The following is a 17,267-nucleotide window of genomic DNA, read 5'->3' as shown; positions in this document are numbered from 1 at the left end:
CACTATAGACAGGGGCCCTGTTGCTTGTCATGCGCTGCGTGCCAGGCGGGCGACCAGTGCTTCGGTGAGCCTGGCACTGATGGCATATACCGACAGTTGCGGGTTGGCGCCGATGCTGGTGGGGAACAGCGAACCGTCGTGAACCGACAGGTTTTCCAGCTGGTGATGACGGCCCAGGCTGTCGCACACCGCCTGGCGCGGGTCGTCGCCGAGGGCGCAGCCACCCATCACATGGGCGCTGTCCCAGGCGCGTGCGGAACGGCTCCAGGCGCAACGTGCCGATCATGGCCAAGGCCTGTTCCAGGCTGGACGCGGCGCTGGCGTCGCTGTGCACGGGGGTAACCTGGGTGGCGCCGGCCGCAAACTGGATTTGCGCCATGCTGCGGTAGGCGCGGCGCAGGCCGTCGCGCAGGTAGTCGGTGACCGGGTAATCGAGCACCGGTGAGCCATCGCCGCGCAACTCCACGGCACCGCCCAGGCTTTGCGGGTGGAAGCCGTCACGCAGCAACGCCAGCATCACGTGGGTATGCGGCAGCTCGGCCATGCGCCGGGCATTCTCGTGGCCATGCCCGCCCAGCAGCGTGCTGGCCAGGGCCGGGTGCAGCGGAGGTACCTCCAGCTTGTAGCCCACCGGGCCGTCGCTGCCGCCTTGCCACTGGAAGTGGTCACTGTAGATGGACTGCGGGGCGCCGTAGTAGGGGTCGATACGGTCGTTGAAGCGTGCTGCGCTGAAGTTGACCAGGTGCAGGAAGGTCCGTTTGCCAAGGCGTCCATGCGGGTCGGGCGCGTCGGAACGCAGCAGCAGGGCCGGGCTGTTGATGCCGCCACCGGCAAGGATGTAGTGACGCGCGCGAACGCGGACCTGCCGGCCTGTGGCGTGTATGCCCTGGCTATCCAGGGCCTGGCATGATAGGCCCTGGATGCGCTCGCCGTTGTGTTCGAAGCGCTCGGCCCGAGCCAGGTACAGCAACTCGCCGCCCTGTTCGAGGGTGGCGGGAATACGCGTGACCAGCATCGATTGCTTGGCATTCACCGGGCAGCCCATGCCGCAGTAACCCAGGTTCCAGCAGCCGCGCACGTTGCGCGGGATCACTGCCCAGTGGTAGCCCAGTTGTTCGCAGCCACGGCGCAGCACGTCGTTGTTGGCATTTGGTGGCAGGGCCCAGGGAGTGATGCCCAGTTCCTGTTCGATGCGTTCGAACCAGGGGCGCAATTGCGCCTCGCCCAGGCCGGTCACGTTGTGGGCTGCAGCCCAGTGCGCCAGGGTTTGTGGCGGCGTGCGAAAGCTTGAGGTCCAGTTGACCAGCGTGGTGCCGCCCACGGCACGGCCCTGGAGGATGGTGATGGCGCCGTCCTTGCTCATGCGGCCCAGACCTTCCTGGTACAGGCTGGCATAGGCTTCGTTTTCCAGCAGGTGGAAATCGCTGCTGGTCTTCAGCGGGCCTTCTTCGATCAGCAGCACCTTGAAGCCGGCAGTGCTGAGTATCTGTGCGCTGGTAGCGCCACCGGCACCACTGCCGATTACGGCCACATCGGCTTCCAGCGTGAGATCGTGCTCCAGGCGCGACGCGTCGTAGGTGATCCAGCCGCGTTCCAGGCCTTGGCGAAAGGGGTCGGGTACAGGCATTGGCGCTGCTCTTGTCGTTTTCAGATTTTCGGTGGCCCCGGGTAACCGCAGGCGGCCCAGGATTCGGGGCGTTCGTACCAGGCCATCTGCAGCAACTGCAGCAGCGAGGCGTGGCCCATGCGCAGCAGGTCAAGCGAGCTGTCCCGCCAACGTTGCAGGAAGGCGGTGACCTGCGCGGCGCCGGCTTGCTCCCAGGTGCCCCAGACGCCGGTCAGGGGACCACGGGTGAGCGGCAGATTGAGCACGTCGAACAACTGCTGGGTGAGTTTGAGCATTTCTGGCGACAGCGCCGCCAGCTTGTGGTCGAGGCTATGCAGCACCAGTGTCTCGGCGGCCTGCGTGCCGGCCAGTACCACCGGGATCAGCGCGCGCAGCAACGGCAGGTCGTCGTCACGCAATACCTGGTAGCCCGTCGCGACGGTTTGTGCGCTGCAGCCGACCAGGCTGGTGCCGGCCAGGAAGACGCTGGCGCCAAGGCTGAAACGCAGCAGGTCTCGGCGGTGCATGGGGCGGCCCTCAACGGATGAAAAGCTTGAAGACCAGGCGCTGCAGGGCTTTGCCATAAGGCGGGTAGATCAGCCGGGCAGCGTTGAAGCGTTGTTTGGCCAGCACCGCCTTGGCCTTGCTGAAGGTCAGGAAGCCGTCATGGCCATGGTAATGGCCCATGCCTGAAGGGCCGATGCCGCCGAACGGCAAGTCGTCCTGCGCCACGTGCAGCAGGGTGTCGTTCAGGCATACTCCGCCGGAGTGGGTGTGGCGCAGCACCTGCTCCTGGGCGGCGCGGTCATAGCCGAAGTAGTACAGCGCCAGAGGGCGCGGGCGCTGGTTGATGTAGGCCAGTGCCTGCTCGAGGCTGTCGTAGGGCACCAGCGGCAGTAGCGGGCCGAAGATTTCGTCCTGCATCACCTGCATGCCGTCGTTCACCCGCAGCAGCAGGTGTGGTGGCAAACGTCGGCCCTGGCGGGTTTCACCAGGGTACAGGTCCAGCACCTGCGCACCTTTGGCGCGGGCGTCGTCCAGCAGGTGCTGCAAGCGCTGCAGTTGACGCTGATTGATGATGGCGGTGTAGTCGGGGTTGTCGGCGATGCGTGGGTACAGCCGGCGTACGGCGCGCTGGTAGGCGTCGCTGAAGGCCTCCAGCCGCTCGCGCGGCACCAGCACGTAGTCGGGGGCGACACAGGTCTGGCCGGCGTTGAGGGTCTTGCCGAAGGCGATGCGCTCGGCGGCGGTGTCCAGCGGTACGTCGGCCGAAACGATAGCTGGCGACTTGCCGCCCAGTTCCAGGGTGACCGGGGTCAGGTTGTGCGCCGCTGCCAGCATTACCTGGCGCCCCACGCTGGTGGCGCCGGTGAACAACAGGTGATCGAACGGCAGGCGGGCAAAGGCCTGGCCTACCTCGACCTCGCCAAGCACCACGCTGACCAGGTCGCTGGGGAATACGCGCTCAAGCAGTTGCTTCAGCGCCTGGCCCGTGGCGGGCGTGGCTTCGCTGAGCTTGAGCATGACCCGGTTACCGGCGGCCAGGGCACAGGTCAGCGGGCCGATGGCGAGGAACAGTGGGTAGTTCCACGGCACGATGATGCCGACCACGCCCAGCGGTTGGTAGCGCACCTGTGCGCTGGCCGGCTGGAAGGCCAGGCCGACCCGACGTCGGCTGGCGCGCATCCAGCGCTGCAGGTGTTTTTCGGCGTGGCGCAGGCCTTGCACCGAGGGCATCAGCTCGGCCAGCAGGGTCTCGTCGGCGCTGCGCCCTGCAAAGTCCTGGCCGATGGCCTCGATCAGTTCGGCCTGGCCGGCCAGCAGGGCTGCACGCAGGCTTTTCAGCCATTGGCGCCGCTGTGCCGCCGGCGGCAGCGGGTTGCCGGCAAAGGCCTGGCGCTGCGCGGCGAACGTCGCCGCAAGGTCGAGGTCGGATAGCACAGGGGGCAAGGCACTGGGCGAGTTCATGGCGGCTTCGAGTCCGGGCAGGGAATCCCTAGAGCCTATACTCTAATTTGTACGATGGTGCGAATTTTTCCGCGTTGTCGAGCGGTGCATTCCACCGCCAATACGCCGTAAGATGACCCTTTGATGAAGGCCCGCAGACTGGGAGCTGAGCATGGCCCCGCGCATGAAGACCCGAGAGCGCATCGTGCAGAACAGCCTGGAGCTGTTCAACCAGCAGGGCGAACGCAGCGTCAGTACCAACCACATTGCCGCGCACATGGAGATTTCGCCCGGCAACCTGTATTACCACTTTCCCAACAAGCAGGCGATCATTGCCCTGTTGTTCAGCCAGTACGAAGAGCTGGTGGACAGTTTCCTGCGCCCGCCGCAAGGCCGCGCCGCGACCGTGGAGGACAAGCGCTTCTACCTCAAGGCCCTGCTGGCGGCGATGTGGAACTACCGTTTTCTGCACCGCGACCTGGAGCACCTGCTGGACAGCGACCCGGAGCTGGCCGCCCGTTATCGGCGCTTTTCCGAACGCTGCCTACGGCAGGGCCAGGCGATCTACCGCGGTTTCGTCGAGGCGGGCATCCTGGCCATGGCACCGGCGCAGATCGAATCGCTGACCATCAATGCCTGGATCGTGCTGACGTCCTGGGTGCGTTTTCTCAGCACGACGCGAGAGCATTCCGCGCACCTGGGTGAAGAGGCCTTCAAGCGTGGCGTCTACCAGGTACTGGTGCTGGAGCTCGGCTTCGTCACCGATAACGCCCGCAATGCCGTGGACGCTCTGTGCCAGGAATTCCATGTACCGTTCAACCAGGCCCTGGAGCACTAGTCCAGTGCCTTAGTGCTATCGATAGTGCCATCGATCAGGAGATTGTCATGCCACTTGCGCAATTGATCACCCCGCAGCAGTTGGCCGAGCGTCTGGGCTCGCCCAAGTTGGTGATCCTCGACTGCCGCTTTGCCCTCGAGGATGTGGACTATGGCCAACGCAGTTATGCCCAGGGTCATATCGCCGGGGCGCATTTTGCCGACCTCGAGCGCGACCTTAGCGGGCCGGTGAGCAAGGGCCGCACAGGGCGCCACCCGTTGCCCGATGCGCGCCGGCTGGTCGAGCGACTGCGGGAGTGGGGGCTGGACGCTGACAGCGAGGTGGTGCTGTACGACGACGGCCCAGGCGCCTTCGCCGCCCGCGCCTGGTGGCTGCTGGCCTGGCTGGGCAAGCGCAGCGGCGTGGCTATTCTCGATGGTGGCCTGAAAGCCTGGCATGCGGCACATCTGCCGCTGAGCCTGGACCCGCCGCCGAAGCGCGAGGGCACCTTCAGCGGTGAGCCGGACGCCAAGCTGCTGATCGATGCCGAACACCTGGGCAAGCGCCTGGGTAGCGCTGACCTGACCCTGATCGATGCGCGAGCCTTGCCGCGTTTCCGTGGCGAAGTGGAACCGATCGACCCAGTCGCAGGGCATATTCCGGGGGCGCAGTGTGCAGCCTTTACCGACAATCTGGATGCTGACGGGCGCTTTCTGCCGGCGGACCAGCTCAAGCAGCGCTTTGCCGAAAAACTGGCCGGGCGTGCGCCGGAGCAGTTGGTGGCGTATTGCGGATCAGGGGTGACGGCCTGCCATAACCTGTTTGCCCTGGCGTTGGCGGGGTACCCGCTGGGCAAGTTGTATGCCGGGTCGTGGAGCGAGTGGATCAACGATCCCGCTCATGGCGTAGCCACTGGCGAATAAACCTGTCAAATCCTGCAGGAGATCGCCCAGGCTCTGTGGGAGCGGGCGAGCCCGCGAAGCATGCAGCGCGGTGGCTGGCACCGGCTGCGCCGGTGTTCGCGGGCGCGCCCGCTCCCACAGAGTTCTGCAAAACAATCGTTTATGTGCCTTCCGTCAACCACTGCGGAATCCGCCGCTCCAGGTAATACCCAGGGTTGCGCAGGCTTCCGTCGACAAAGCCCACATGGCCGCCGCGGCTGTGCAGTTCGAAGTGGGTCTGCGGCGCTAGTTCGCGGGGCGTGGGCAGGCTGTGGCCGGCGACGAAAGGGTCATCACTGGAGTGAATGATCAGCGTCGGCGTGCGGTTCTGGCGGAGGAAGAAATGACTCGATGAGCGGCGGTAGTAGTCGTGCGCATCACGAAAGCCGTTCAGCGGTGCGGTGACCTTGCCGTCGAAATCCCAGAACGTACGCAAGTTGCCCAGCGGCCCCAGCCGTTGCAGCGTCGCCAGCCGTTCATGCTGGCCCTTGTCCTGGAAGTGCCGCTGTTTGAGCTGCACATAAGCAAGCATCTCACGCATGAAATGCGCCTGGTAGACCTTTGAAAAGCCTTGGCCGATACGGTCGGCGCAGTGGTCCAGACGAAACGGCACCGACACCGCCACCGCTGCCTGCAACTGGCTGGCAATACCGCTTTCGCCCAGGTACTTCAGCAGCACATTGCCCCCTAGCGAATAACCCACCGCATACAACGGCGCCAATGGGCGCTGGGCGCGCAGGTGGCTGACGATTTCGGCCAGGTCTTCGCTGGCGCCTGAATGGTAGCTGCGTGGCAGCAGGTTGGGCTCGCCCGAGCAACCGCGCCAGTTCACCGCCACACTGGCCCAGCCGCGGCCTTGCAGCGCTTGCTGCAAGCCTTTGACGTAGGGCGATCGGGATGACCCGGTCAGCCCGTGCAGCACCAGCACCAACGGTGCATGCGGCTGGTGCGGGCCGTGCCAGTCCAGGTCGATGAAATCGCCATCGGCCAGCCACAGCCGCTCGCGGTCGCGCTGCAGTTCGGGCAGCTTGCGCCACAGCGGCCCCCACAGGGTTTGCAGGTGGGGGTTGGACAGGCCGATGGCCGGGCGGAAGGTGGTGCTGGGGCTGGGCATGCTGGGCGACTCGTGTTGTGCCTGCCTAGAGTGCCATGAAACAGCGCCACTGTACCTGCGCTATGGGGTGGTGGCTGGCAGCGGTTGCTGTTCGACACGTGGCCCGACACTGACCTGCACCTTATAGTCCAGGTCGAGCCAGCGCTGCATCACCGCGCGGATATCTGCCGGGCTCAGCCTGCCGATGCGCTCGATGTAGGTGTTCAGGTGGTCTGCGGGCTGACGTTGCTGGGTCATCTCCGTGAGCAATGCTGCCAGGCTGTTGTTCTGCGCCACGCCACGCAGCAATTGCCCCGCCAGCTGTTTGCGCGCCAGTTGCAGCTCGGCCTGGGTTGGCCCTTGCTCGATGAAGTCGCGCAACAAGGCTGCCACCCGGTCCTGCGAACCTTGCACGTACTGTGGCGCGATCTCCCACTCGATGGTGAACAGCCCGCCGCTACTCAACGGTGATGGACGACTGTAGATGTCGTAGGTCAGGCCGCGGCGTTGGCGCAGCTCCACCATCAGGCGCGATTCGAGGCCTGACCCCAACACTTCACTGGCCAGCACCAGGGCTGGGAAATCCGGGTCACTGGCGGCAACGTTCATGGGTAGCGCCAGCAGTACTGCACTGCTGGTGCCGGGTTGTTCGACGTTGATGGTTGCTTGGGTCGCTACCGGAACGGCTGGCAGGTCAACGGCGGACCAGCCTTGCGGCAGAGCCTGGCTGATCTGTTGCGCGATGGCTTGCGCCTCGCTCAGGGCCAGGTCCCCGACAAGCACGATTTCCAGGTTGCTGGCGCTATAGGCGCGTTGGTGGAAGGCCCGCAAGTCTTCAGGGCTGACGGCGGCCACGCCTTGAATGGTGCTGCCCAGCGGGTTGCCGTAGGGATGGTCCTGGAACAAATGGCGAAACGCCTCGCTGCGTGCCCTGAGCCTGGGGCGCTGTTCGCGTGATGCGTTGTGCTGCACGAGCTGGCGTTTGACCTTTTCCAGGGCAGGTGCGAGGAAAGCCGGGTTTGCCACGAGGTCGGTAAGCAGGTCCAGGGCCGGCTCGAGTATCGTTTTCGTGCTCACGCTGCGCAGGCTGAGCGTTGCATGCTCCAGGCGTATCTGTTTTTCCAGGATTGCGCCCAGGCGCTCCATGCCCGCAGCTTGCCGGGCAGCCGTGTAGCGCCGGCTGCCCTCGTCGAGCATGTATAGCGTCAAGGCTGCCAGGCCGGGCTGCTCGGTGTCCTGGGTCGTGCCGGCCTTGAACCGCAAGACAACGTCGACGATAGGTAGCCCGCGTGTTTCGACGAATTTCACGCCGGTGCCTGCTTCCGTGGTCCACATCTGCACCTGCGTCTGAAGGGGTTCGAGCTGGTCAAGGTCAACCCCTTGGGCCGAGACCAGGCTACTGAAACCTCCGTTGGTGCCAGTCGGCTGCGGCATGCTCTCGATCTTGTCATTCATCGGTACTTTCCTCCTGGTGCATGTCCTCCTGGTGCATGTCCTTGTGGAGCATGAAGGTGATGGCCGCACGGGCTTCAGTCAGGAATTCCAGGGCAACCAGGCCTACCTGCTCGGCTGTCACCGCTTCGATGGCTTGCCGCTCATCGTCCAGGGCAACAGGGTCCAGACCGCAGGCGGCCTGTTTGCCAATGGCCGCTGCCTGGTTCCCGATATCGTCCCTTTCGAACAGTTGCCTGGCCAGCAGGCGAGCCTTGGCGCGTTGAAGGTCTTCTCTGGAGGGGGCTGACTGGCGGAACGCTTCGATTTCCTGCATCAGCCTTTCGGCTGCAAACTCCGGCGTAACCTGCGGGCTGCAGAATGCGTAGAGGGTCAGCAGGCTGTCACCACGCTGCCAGGGCTCATAGGTCGCTTTCAGGCCCTGTAGCAGCGAAGCGTTCTGCACCAACAGGCGCTGCAGCGTGCTGGCCTGGCCTTCGGCAAGAATGTCGGGCAACAGGCGCAGTGCACAGGCTTGCGCGCCAGACCGGGCGGTGCATTGGCTGGGAAGGTTGAAGCTGACGATCACGCCGGTGTTCAGGCCATGCCAGTTCAGGGTCTGGATGCGCCGAACCTGCCCGGAGGGGCTGGCGGGTGTTTGCCGGGTTGGCAGGCGCTGGGCGGGGATTGCCGCAAAATGGCGGGTCACCAGCTTTTGCAGCTGCACCAGAGTAATGTCGCCGGCCACGGCGAGCGTGGCGTTGTTGGGGTGGTACCAAGTGTTGTACCAGGTGCGCGCCGCCGCCGGGGTCATATGGCCCAGGTCGGTCTTGTAGCCAATCACAGGTGTGCCATGGCCGCTGTTGCCGTAGGCCAGTGACAGGTGATGTTCCAGTGCCAGTGCCAAGGGGCTGTTGTCGACATCCTCGCGTCGCTCGGCCATGACCACCGCCAGTTCACGGGCAAAGGGTGCATCGCTGAGGGTGGCGCTGGCCATGACGTCGGCCATCGCTTCCAGCGCAATTTCCACGCGGTTGCAAGGCAATGTCAGCGGAAAGACCGTTGCATCGGCGTATGTGAAGGCATTCGGTTCACCGCCCAGGTGGGTCATGAGCGTTGCATATTGGCCTGGGGCCAGTTTGCTGCTGCCTTCGAACAGCAAATGCTCCAGGGCATGGGACAGGCCGGTGTGGCCTTCAGGTTCGTAGCTGGAACCTACGTGGTACCACAGCTGTACGCTGACCAGTGGCGCACGGTGGTCTTCACGCAGGTAGACCCGCAGGCCGTTGGCGAGGGTAAAGGCGTGCACCGAGCTTGCTGGCACAGGCGGGGATGGGGGTGCGGTCATGGTTGAAGTGCTCCTGCAGGAAAGGAAGGAGCAGCTTCAGCCATCGGGACGGCGGGTTTGTGGTAACTAAATACGGCAACCCTGGGTTACCGGGTCAGCCCCGTTGCCAAAGTGCGTAATGCACCTGGCCGGTCTTCTTCTCGCGGTGCAGGCGCCAGTTGCCCGGCAACTGCAAGCTTGAAGGCGCCGCTTCGCTTTCGGTGTAGACCCACGCCTGTTCGCGCAGCCACTGATTCTGTTCCAGGAGGTTGCAGGTGTCGGCCAGCAGGTCCTGGTGGAACGGCGGATCGAGGAACACCATGTCGAACTGCTGCTTGGCCGGGCCTTGCAAATAGCGCAGGGCGTCGGTCTGCAGGATTTGCCCGCGCGGGCAGCGCAGGATCTCGAGGTTGTTCTTCAGGTTGGCGATGGCTGCCGGGTTGCTGTCCAGCGCCACGGCGTCTTCGGCCCCGCGGGACAAGGCTTCGAGCACCAGCGCGCCGCTGCCGGTAAAGGCGTCCAGCACGCGGGCACCCTCGATGTACGGCGCCAGCCAGTTGAATACGGTTTCCCGCACGCGATCGGGCGTTGGTCGCAGGCCCTCACCTTCGGGCACTGCCAGGCGACGGCTGCGCCACTCGCCGGCGATGATGCGCAGGTGACCCTGGCCTTTGCTTTGGCTCGATTGGGGGCGAGTGGGTGGGGTGGATCTTGGCATTAGTGCTCCGGTACCCCGAGCGGCTGCTCGGAGGGCTTGTCAGTGGGGGCTGGCAGCGGTTTTTGTGGCACTTTCGGACCAACCGTGACGATCACCAGTTTATCGGCTGACAGGTGTTTGTTCATGGCCGTCTTGACCTGCTCGACAGTGAGGGCCTGGGACTGCTGCATGAAGTCCTCCAGCCAGGTCAGCGGCAGATTGTAGAAGCCGATCGCGCCCAACTGGCCGACGATACTGGCGTTGCTGGCATTGGACAGCGGGAAGCTGCCGGCCAGTTCGCGCTTGGCATCGTCCAGCTCCTGCTGGGTAGGGCCGTTCTTGAGGTAATCGCCGAGTATGCCCTGCACCAGCTTGAGCGTGCCTTCGCTGAGCTCGGCACGGGTCTGCAGGTTGATCATGAACGGGCCACGCACCTGCATCGGGCTGAACACCGAGTACACGCCGTAGGTCAGGCCGCGCTTTTCCCGCACCTCGCTCATCAACCGGGTGCCGAATGCACCTCCCCCGAGGATCTGATTGCCCAGTGACAGGGCCGGCCAGTCCGGGTCCTGGCGGTCGATGCCAAGCTCGGCCAGCATCAGGTGGGTTTGCTTGGACGGGAAGTCGATGTGGGTCAGGCCTGCCTTGGCGTCAGTGGGTTGGGCTGGTGCGGCCAGCGCCGGGCCTTTGGGCAGGCCGGCGGAGACCTGGGCGGCGATGGCTTCGGCTTCGGCGCGGCTGAGGTCGCCGACCAGGGCGATGACCGCGTTGCCACCGGTGTAGGCCTTGGCGTGGAAGGCGCGCAGCTGAGCCAGGGTGATACCGTTGATGCTTTCCGCGGTGCCGTCGCTCGGGTGGGCGTAGGGGTGGTCGCCGTAAAGCATTGCCGAACAGCGTCTTGCCGGCGATCTTGCCGGGGTTCTGCTTTTCATATTCGAAGCCGGCCAGCATCTGGTTCTTGATGCGTTTGAGAGCGTCTTCGGGGAAGGTCGGCTTACCGGCCACCTCGGTGAACAGCTTGAGCGCAGGTTCGCGCTTGTCCTTGGCGCTGAGGCTGCGCAACGAGGCCACGGCCATGTCGCGGTAGGAACCATTGCCAAAGTCGGCGCCCAGGCCCTCGAAGCCTTCGGCGATGGCCGTCACGTCCTTGCCTGCCACGCCCTCGTTGAGCATGGCATTGGTCAGGGCCGCCAGGCCCGGGGTGCCGCCGTCCTGGCTGCTGCCGGCGGCAAAGGTGACGCGCAGGTCGAACATCGGCAGCTCGCGTGCCTCGACGAACAGCACCCGTGCACCTTCGGCGGTGCTCCAGTGCTGAATGTTCAACTGGCGCCGGCTGGGTGCCTTGCCATCCAGCTCGGCCAGCGACTGCAAGGTGTTGGCCGGGCGTGCTGCATTGCTGTCGGCCTTGGCGGCGTTGTCGGCCATGGCCGGGGCGGCCAGCACTGCCGCCAGCGCCAGGGCGCGGATACCCGTGGCCAGCAGGGTTGGGCGTGGTGCGCAGCGATCACTCATGAGCGGACTCCTCGGGCAGTACATGGGCAACGCTCAGGCGTTCGCGGGTGAAGTAGGTGCGCGCGGCGTTCTGGATGTCCTGCGGGGTAACGCGCTTGAGCTCGTCCAGCTCGCTGTCGATCAGCTTCCAGGACAGGCCGACGGTTTCCAGCTGGCCGATTGTAGTGGCCTGGCTGCTGATGGAGTCGCGGTCATAGACCAGGCCGGCAATGACCTGGGCGCGTACGCGTTCCAGCTCTTCGGCGCTGGGCGGGGTGGTCTTGAGCTCATCCAGCAGCTGCCAGATGCCCTTCTCGACATCGGCGAGGGTTTTCTGCTTCTGCACGTTCGGCGTGGCCGAGATCAGGAACAGGCTGTCGCCGCGGGTGAAGGCGTTGTAGCTGGACGAAGCACCGGCCACCAGCTCCTGGCCACGCTCCAGGCGTGCCGGCATGCGGGCGCTGTAGCCGCCATCGAGCAGTGCCGAGATCAGGCGCAGGGCGTGCACCGTGCGCGGATCCTTGGCGGTGGCCAGGCCAGGAGCGTTGAAGCCGTAGATCAGGCTGGGCAGCTGGGTGCGTACGTGCAGGGTCAGCTGGCGCTGGCCCGGTTCGGCCAGTTCCAGTGGCAGCTTGGCCGGCGGTACGGCGCGCTTCGGGATGCTGCCGAAGTACTTCTGCGCCAGGCCCTTGACCTCGTCGGCGGTGACATCGCCGACCACTACCAGGGTGGCGTTGTTGGGGGTGTACCAGGATTCGTACCAGTGGCGCAGTTCCTCGACCTTCATGCGCTCCAGGTCGGCCATCCAGCCGATGGTCGGGGTGTGGTAGCCGCTGGCCGGGTAAGCCATGGCACGGAACAGCTCGAACGCCTTGGCGTTGGGCTGGTCGTCAGTGCGCAGGCGGCGTTCTTCCTTGATCACCTCGATTTCGCGGCTGAACTCGTCGGCGGGCAGACGCAGGCTGGCCAGGCGGTCGGCCTCCAGCTCCAGGGCAACCGGCAGCCGGTCGCGGGCCAGCACCTGGTAATAGGCGGTGTAGTCGTCGCTGGTGAAGGCGTTTTCTTCGGCGCCAATGTCACGCAGGATGCGCGAGGCCTCGCCAGGGCCGACCTTGGCGCTGCCCTTGAACATCATGTGCTCCAGCGCGTGGGACAGGCCGGTCTGGCCCGGGGTTTCGTAGCTGGAGCCAACCTTGTACCAGATCTGCGAGACCACCACCGGGGCGCGATGGTCTTCACGCACGACCACTTTCAGACCATTGTCGAGGATGAATTCGTGGGTGGGTTGCACCTCGGCGGCGAAAGCCGCGAGCGGCAGGCAGAGCGTGCCGAGCAACAGGCCAGCGGCGCGGCGGGCTAGAGCATTCATACGGTGTTTAACCTGTTCGGCGGGCCCGCTGGGTTTAGCGTCGGCGGGCCAGGAGGTGCTAGGATACTGATCCGGTTGCCTGGCGACCATGCCTGTCGCCGTTCTGGCCCACAGGACACTAAGACAAAACGTTGCGCATGAACCAGCCGGCTTCAAGATAGTCTGTTCTGCGTAGAGAGAATTCCCGATGCGCCATAGCTGGCCCATCGCTACCCTGAGATAGCCGTCTTCCATGTTTGGTTCCAACGACGACAAAAAAGCGCCGGCCGAGGCTGGTGAGAAGAAAGGCCTGTTCAGCTGGTTTCGCAAGAAGCCGCAGCCACCTGTGGCAACGGGTGTGCCCGCGAATGAACCCCCAGCCGTCGAGCAGCCTGCAGCCGCTCCGGTCGAAGGGGCTAGCGCCGAAGCGCCACAGGCCCCTGAGCCCGTTCAGGCCCCTGCGGCCCCACAGCTGACTGAACCGCAGCAAGTCGCCGCACCCGTTGAGTCACCGGTGGTCGAGGCCCCTGTGCCTGAACCGGTCGCTTCCCAACCGTTGCAGGCCCCTGAGCCCGAGCCGGTCGCGTCCCGGCCGCTGGTCGCACCTGCATCGCAGCCGATCGCGTCCGTGCCTTTGCAGGCGGCCCCGGTCGAGGCGGCTCCGGTCGTCGAGCCGGCCGCGCCGGTCAGCAACCTGGTGCTGCCGGTTGCCGAAGAACCCGTGGCCCTGGTGGCGGACCTGGAGCCGAAAGCGCCGCCCGCCATCCCGGAGCGCCCAGCACCAGCGCCTGCTGCCCCGGTGGCTGAAGCTCCGGTCGCCGCGCCGGCCGAGCAGGCCAAGCCCGGCTTCTTCGCCCGCCTCAAGCAGGGCCTGTCGAAGACCAGCGCCAGCATCGGCGAGGGCATGGCCAGCCTGTTTCTGGGCAAGAAGGTCATCGATGACGACCTGCTCGACGAAATCGAAACCCGTCTGCTGACCGCCGACGTTGGTGTGGAAGCCACTTCCACCATCGTCCAGAACCTGACCCAGAAGGTTGCCCGCAAGCAGCTGGCCGACGCCGATGCCCTGTACAAGTCGCTGCAGGAAGAGCTGGCGGCGCTGCTGCGCCCGGTCGAGCAGCCGCTGGTGGTACAGGCGCAGAACAAGCCCTATGTGATCCTGGTGGTCGGTGTGAACGGCGCCGGCAAGACCACCACCATCGGCAAACTGGCCAAGAAGCTGCAGCTTGAAGGCAAGAAAGTGATGCTGGCCGCGGGCGACACCTTCCGTGCCGCGGCGGTCGAGCAGCTGCAGGTGTGGGGCGAGCGCAACCAGATCCCGGTGATCGCCCAGCACACTGGCGCCGACTCCGCTTCGGTGATCTTCGATGCCGTACAGGCTGCCAAGGCCCGTGGCGTCGACGTGCTGATCGCCGATACCGCAGGCCGCCTGCACACCAAAGACAACCTGATGGAAGAGCTGAAGAAGGTCCGCCGGGTCATCGGCAAGCTCGACGCCGAGGCGCCGCACGAGGTGCTGCTGGTGCTCGATGCCGGCACCGGCCAGAACGCCATCAGCCAGGCCAAGTACTTCAACCAGAGCGTCGAACTGACCGGTCTGGCCCTGACCAAGCTCGATGGCACTGCCAAGGGCGGGGTGATTTTCGCCCTGGCCAAGCAGTTCAAGCTGCCGATTCGCTTCATTGGTGTCGGTGAAGGCATCGACGACCTGCGTACCTTCGAAGCCGAGCCGTTCGTCAAGGCTCTGTTCGCCGAGCGAGACTGAACATGATCCGATTCGAACAGGTTGCCAAGCGCTACCCCAATGGTCATGTGGGTTTGCATGAGCTGAGTTTCCGGGCGCGCCGGGGCGAATTCCTGTTCGTCACCGGCCACTCGGGCGCGGGCAAGAGCACCTTGCTGCGCCTGCTGCTGGCCATGGAGCGCCCGACCAGCGGCAAGCTGATGCTGGCCGGGCAGGACCTGGGCCAGATCAGCAATTCGCAGATCCCGTTCCTGCGCCGGCAGATTGGCGTGGTGTTCCAGAACCACCAGCTGTTGTTCGACCGTACGGTATTCAACAACATCGCCTTGCCGCTGCAGATTCTCGGCCTGTCCAAGGCCGAGGTCGCCAAGCGCGTGGACTCTGCGCTGGAGCGTGTGTCGCTGGCCGACAAGGGCGAGCTGTTCCCGGCCGACCTGTCCACCGGCCAGCAGCAGCGGGTGGGTATCGCCCGCGCCATCGTCCACCAGCCCGCCCTGCTGCTGGCCGATGAACCCACCGGTAACCTGGACCCGCGCCTGGCCGCAGAGATCATGGGCGTATTCGAGGACATCAATCGGCTGGGTACCACCGTATTGATCGCCAGCCACGACCTGGCACTGATTGCGCGCATGCGCCACCGCATGCTGACCTTGCAGCGCGGCCGCTTGATCGGCGATGGGGAGGCCGGGCAATGAGCACTACACGTACGCCGAAGGTTTCCGAGCGGGTTGCGCCGAAACCGGCCGACCCGCAACCGGCGAAGAAAAAGCACGACGACGATGATGGCCCGGATTTCCGCACGCTGCTGCATGCCTGGCTGGAAAGCCACCGTGCCAGCATGGCCGACAGCCTGCGCCGGCTGGGCAAGCAGCCGATCGGCAGCTTCTTCACCTGCCTGGTGATGGCCGTGGCGCTGAGCATGCCCATGGGCCTGTCGTTGCTGCTGAAGAACGTTGAAAAGCTTGGTGGCTCGTGGCAGCGCGCCGCGCAGATCTCGCTGTACCTCAAACTTGATGCCGGCAGCCGCGAAGGCGAGGCGCTGCGCGACGAGATCAAGGGCATGCCCGGTGTGGCCGACGCGCAGTATGTCAGCCGCGAGCAGGCGCTGGAGGAGTTCCAGCAGCAGTCAGGCCTGGGCGAAGCCCTGCGTGAACTGCCTGACAACCCGCTGCCTGGCGTGGTGGTGGTAACCCCGACCGAGGTCGACAAGCCGGCCCTGGAAGCCTTGCGTCAGCGCCTGTCGGAGCTGCCGCGGGTGGAAGTGGCGCAGCTCGACCTGGTGTGGGTCGAGCGCCTGGACGGCCATCCTCAAGCTGGGTGACCGCTTTGTCTTCGGCCTGGCCGTGATGCTGATTTCTGCCCTGCTGTTAGTAATCGGTAACACAATTCGTCTACACATTGAAAACCGCCGTACCGAGATCGAAGTGATCAAGCTGGTCGGTGGCACCGATGCCTACGTACGCCGGCCTTTCCTGTACATGGGCGCGCTGTATGGCCTGGGCGCGGGGGTGATCGCATGGGGCATCCTGGCGTTTGGCCTGAACTGGCTGAACGAGGCGGTGGTAGGGCTTTCCGGGCTGTACGGCAGCGACTTCGCCCTGGGCGGGGTGCCGGCGTCCGATGGTCTGTCGCTCTTGATCGGAGCGGTGCTGTTGGGGTATATCGGTGCATGGATCGCAGTGGCCCGCCATTTGAACGAGCTGGCGCCGCGATAGTTTTTACCTGCCAGCATTGACAAATTCTTCACCATGGAACTTGTACCGTCGTTCCAGGTCAATGTTGGCAGCGCCCACAAGGCGTGAGTTCTGTAAGTCGGAGGTTCTTGAATGACCACATCGTTGCAACCTGCCTATGCCCTGGTACCCGGTGCGAACCTGGAAGCCTACGTGCACACGGTCAACAGCATCCCGCTGCTGACGGTCGAGCAGGAGCGTGATCTGGGCGAGCGTCTCTATTATGAGCAGGATGTCGAGGCCGCTCGTCAAATGGTGATGGCCCACCTGCGTTTCGTCGTACATATCGCCCGTAGCTATGCCGGCTACGGGCTGGCTCAGGCCGACCTGATCCAGGAAGGCAACGTCGGGTTGATGAAAGCCGTCAAGCGCTTCAACCCTGAAATGGGCGTGCGCCTGGTGTCGTTCGCCGTGCACTGGATCAAAGCAGAGATCCACGAGTTCATCCTGCGCAACTGGCGCATCGTCAAGGTGGCCACCACCAAGGCCCAGCGCAAGCTGTTCTTCAACCTGCGCAGCCAGAAGAAGCGTCTGGCCTGGCTGAACAACGACGAAGTGCACCGCGTTGGCGGAAAGCCTGGGCGTGGAACCGCGTGAAGTACGCGAGATGGAAAGCCGCCTCAGCGGCCAGGACATGGCCTTCGACCCGGCAGCGGAAGCTGACGACGACAGTGCCTTCCAGTCGCCTGCGCATTACCTCGAAGACCACCGTTACGACCCGGCGGTGCAGCTGGAAGATGCCGACTGGAGCGACAACTCCACCAGCAACCTGCACGAAGCACTGCAAGGGCTGGACGAACGTAGCCGCGACATTCTCTACCAGCGCTGGTTGGCAGAAGAGAAGGCCACATTGCATGAGCTGGCGGACAAGTACAGCGTTTCGGCCGAGCGGATTCGCCAGCTTGAGAAGAATGCGATGAACAAGGTCAAGGCGCTGATCGCGGCCTGATCAAGCCTTGGCTGCAAAGAAAGCCGCTGGCCTGGATAGGGTTGGCGGCTTTTTTGTTGCCTGTTGGATTTTGGGGCCGCTTTGCGGCCCTTTCGCGACACAAGGCCGCTCCTACAGGAGACCGCGATCCCTTGTAGGAGCGG

At 64.7% G+C, this 17,267-nt stretch carries 11 protein-coding genes and 4 pseudogenes; 6 read left to right on the top strand and 9 right to left on the bottom strand.

Features of this window, described 5'->3' with window-relative positions; all coding sequences use genetic code 11:
• Positions 1 to 27: 27 nt before the first annotated feature.
• The 3 genes and pseudogenes from QIY50_09175 to QIY50_09165 all read right to left on the bottom strand — a co-directional run bounded on the left by QIY50_09175 (position 28) and on the right by QIY50_09165 (position 3,574).
• Positions 28 to 1,627 (bottom strand): annotated as a pseudogene (locus tag QIY50_09175) (GMC family oxidoreductase).
• A gap of 20 nt (positions 1,628 to 1,647) precedes the next feature.
• The gene (locus QIY50_09170; GenBank protein WGV22324.1) at positions 1,648 to 2,133 is read right to left on the bottom strand and encodes a twin-arginine translocation pathway signal protein; all 486 of its coding nucleotides are present in this window, start codon (positions 2,131 to 2,133) and stop codon (positions 1,648 to 1,650) included.
• A 10-nt stretch (positions 2,134 to 2,143) separates the two neighbouring features.
• Positions 2,144 to 3,574, bottom strand: coding sequence for a coniferyl aldehyde dehydrogenase (locus QIY50_09165; protein ID WGV22323.1), 1,431 nt, complete (start codon positions 3,572 to 3,574; stop codon positions 2,144 to 2,146).
• A gap of 151 nt (positions 3,575 to 3,725) precedes the next feature.
• Here QIY50_09165 and QIY50_09160 point away from each other — a divergent pair, with 151 nt between their 5' ends.
• Together QIY50_09160 and QIY50_09155 are read left to right on the top strand one after the other, a co-directional pair.
• Entirely contained in the window at positions 3,726 to 4,391 is a 666-nt protein-coding gene (locus QIY50_09160; GenBank protein ID WGV22322.1) for a TetR/AcrR family transcriptional regulator, read from the top strand.
• Between the two features lie 47 nt (positions 4,392 to 4,438).
• Positions 4,439 to 5,293 (top strand): sulfurtransferase, encoded by an 855-nt coding sequence (locus QIY50_09155; GenBank protein ID WGV22321.1) that lies wholly within the window; start codon positions 4,439 to 4,441, stop codon positions 5,291 to 5,293.
• 139 nt (positions 5,294 to 5,432) lie between these two features.
• On the opposite strand, the gene QIY50_09150 is transcribed toward QIY50_09155, so the two are convergent.
• The 6 genes and pseudogenes from QIY50_09150 to QIY50_09125 form a co-directional block, all read right to left on the bottom strand.
• A complete protein-coding gene (locus QIY50_09150; protein WGV22320.1) occupies positions 5,433 to 6,425 on the bottom strand; it encodes a hydrolase in 993 nt (330 codons plus the stop codon).
• Between the two features lie 60 nt (positions 6,426 to 6,485).
• Positions 6,486 to 7,859 carry a pitrilysin family protein gene (locus tag QIY50_09145; GenBank protein ID WGV22319.1) on the bottom strand — a complete coding sequence of 458 codons (1,374 nt, stop codon included), beginning with the start codon at positions 7,857 to 7,859 and terminating at the stop codon, positions 6,486 to 6,488.
• Positions 7,852 to 9,183, bottom strand: coding sequence for a pitrilysin family protein (locus tag QIY50_09140; protein WGV22318.1), 1,332 nt, complete (start codon positions 9,181 to 9,183; stop codon positions 7,852 to 7,854). The genes QIY50_09145 and QIY50_09140 overlap by 8 nt, the downstream gene beginning before the upstream one ends.
• A 94-nt stretch (positions 9,184 to 9,277) precedes the next feature.
• Positions 9,278 to 9,880 (bottom strand): 16S rRNA (guanine(966)-N(2))-methyltransferase RsmD, encoded by a 603-nt coding sequence (gene rsmD / locus QIY50_09135; GenBank protein WGV22317.1) that lies wholly within the window; start codon positions 9,878 to 9,880, stop codon positions 9,278 to 9,280.
• A pseudogene (locus QIY50_09130) lies at positions 9,880 to 11,371 on the bottom strand (pitrilysin family protein). Before QIY50_09130 ends, rsmD begins: the two are co-directional and overlap by 1 nt.
• Entirely contained in the window at positions 11,364 to 12,719 is a 1,356-nt protein-coding gene (locus tag QIY50_09125; GenBank protein WGV22316.1) for a pitrilysin family protein, read from the bottom strand. The pseudogene QIY50_09130 and the gene QIY50_09125 overlap by 8 nt, the downstream one beginning before the upstream one ends.
• Before the next feature lie 232 nt (positions 12,720 to 12,951).
• On the opposite strand from QIY50_09125, the gene ftsY reads away from it, so the two are divergent.
• The 4 genes and pseudogenes from ftsY to rpoH all read left to right on the top strand — a co-directional run bounded on the left by ftsY (position 12,952) and on the right by rpoH (position 17,124).
• Positions 12,952 to 14,463, top strand: a complete 1,512-nt coding sequence (ftsY, locus tag QIY50_09120) for a signal recognition particle-docking protein FtsY (protein WGV22315.1) — start codon at positions 12,952 to 12,954, stop codon at positions 14,461 to 14,463.
• A 2-nt stretch (positions 14,464 to 14,465) separates the two neighbouring features.
• Positions 14,466 to 15,137, top strand: coding sequence for a cell division ATP-binding protein FtsE (gene ftsE, locus QIY50_09115; GenBank protein ID WGV22314.1), 672 nt, complete (start codon positions 14,466 to 14,468; stop codon positions 15,135 to 15,137).
• Positions 15,134 to 16,157 (top strand): annotated as a pseudogene (gene ftsX / locus QIY50_09110) (permease-like cell division protein FtsX). The gene ftsE and the pseudogene ftsX overlap by 4 nt, the downstream one beginning before the upstream one ends.
• A 111-nt stretch (positions 16,158 to 16,268) precedes the next feature.
• Positions 16,269 to 17,124 (top strand): annotated as a pseudogene (gene rpoH, locus QIY50_09105) (RNA polymerase sigma factor RpoH).
• Positions 17,125 to 17,267 lie beyond the last annotated feature (143 nt).

Origin of the sequence: Pseudomonas putida (assembly GCA_029953615.1) — a bacterium.
Taxonomy (GTDB): Bacteria; Pseudomonadota; Gammaproteobacteria; order Pseudomonadales; family Pseudomonadaceae; genus Aquipseudomonas.
Note: the sequence above shows the minus strand (reverse complement) of the source record. Positions and strands in the feature narration are given on the sequence as shown.

Coding starts and splice junctions, on each gene's coding strand:
- QIY50_09170 (WGV22324.1), bottom strand. CDS start 2,133: ATGCACCGCCGAGACCTGCTGCGTTTCAGCCTTGGCGCCAGCGTCTTC.
- QIY50_09165 (WGV22323.1), bottom strand. CDS start 3,574: ATGAACTCGCCCAGTGCCTTGCCCCCTGTGCTATCCGACCTCGACCTT.
- QIY50_09160 (WGV22322.1), top strand. CDS start 3,726: ATGGCCCCGCGCATGAAGACCCGAGAGCGCATCGTGCAGAACAGCCTG.
- QIY50_09155 (WGV22321.1), top strand. CDS start 4,439: ATGCCACTTGCGCAATTGATCACCCCGCAGCAGTTGGCCGAGCGTCTG.
- QIY50_09150 (WGV22320.1), bottom strand. CDS start 6,425: ATGCCCAGCCCCAGCACCACCTTCCGCCCGGCCATCGGCCTGTCCAAC.
- QIY50_09145 (WGV22319.1), bottom strand. CDS start 7,859: ATGAATGACAAGATCGAGAGCATGCCGCAGCCGACTGGCACCAACGGA.
- QIY50_09140 (WGV22318.1), bottom strand. CDS start 9,183: ATGACCGCACCCCCATCCCCGCCTGTGCCAGCAAGCTCGGTGCACGCC.
- rsmD (WGV22317.1), bottom strand. CDS start 9,880: ATGCCAAGATCCACCCCACCCACTCGCCCCCAATCGAGCCAAAGCAAA.
- QIY50_09125 (WGV22316.1), bottom strand. CDS start 12,719: ATGAATGCTCTAGCCCGCCGCGCCGCTGGCCTGTTGCTCGGCACGCTC.
- ftsY (WGV22315.1), top strand. CDS start 12,952: ATGTTTGGTTCCAACGACGACAAAAAAGCGCCGGCCGAGGCTGGTGAG.
- ftsE (WGV22314.1), top strand. CDS start 14,466: ATGATCCGATTCGAACAGGTTGCCAAGCGCTACCCCAATGGTCATGTG.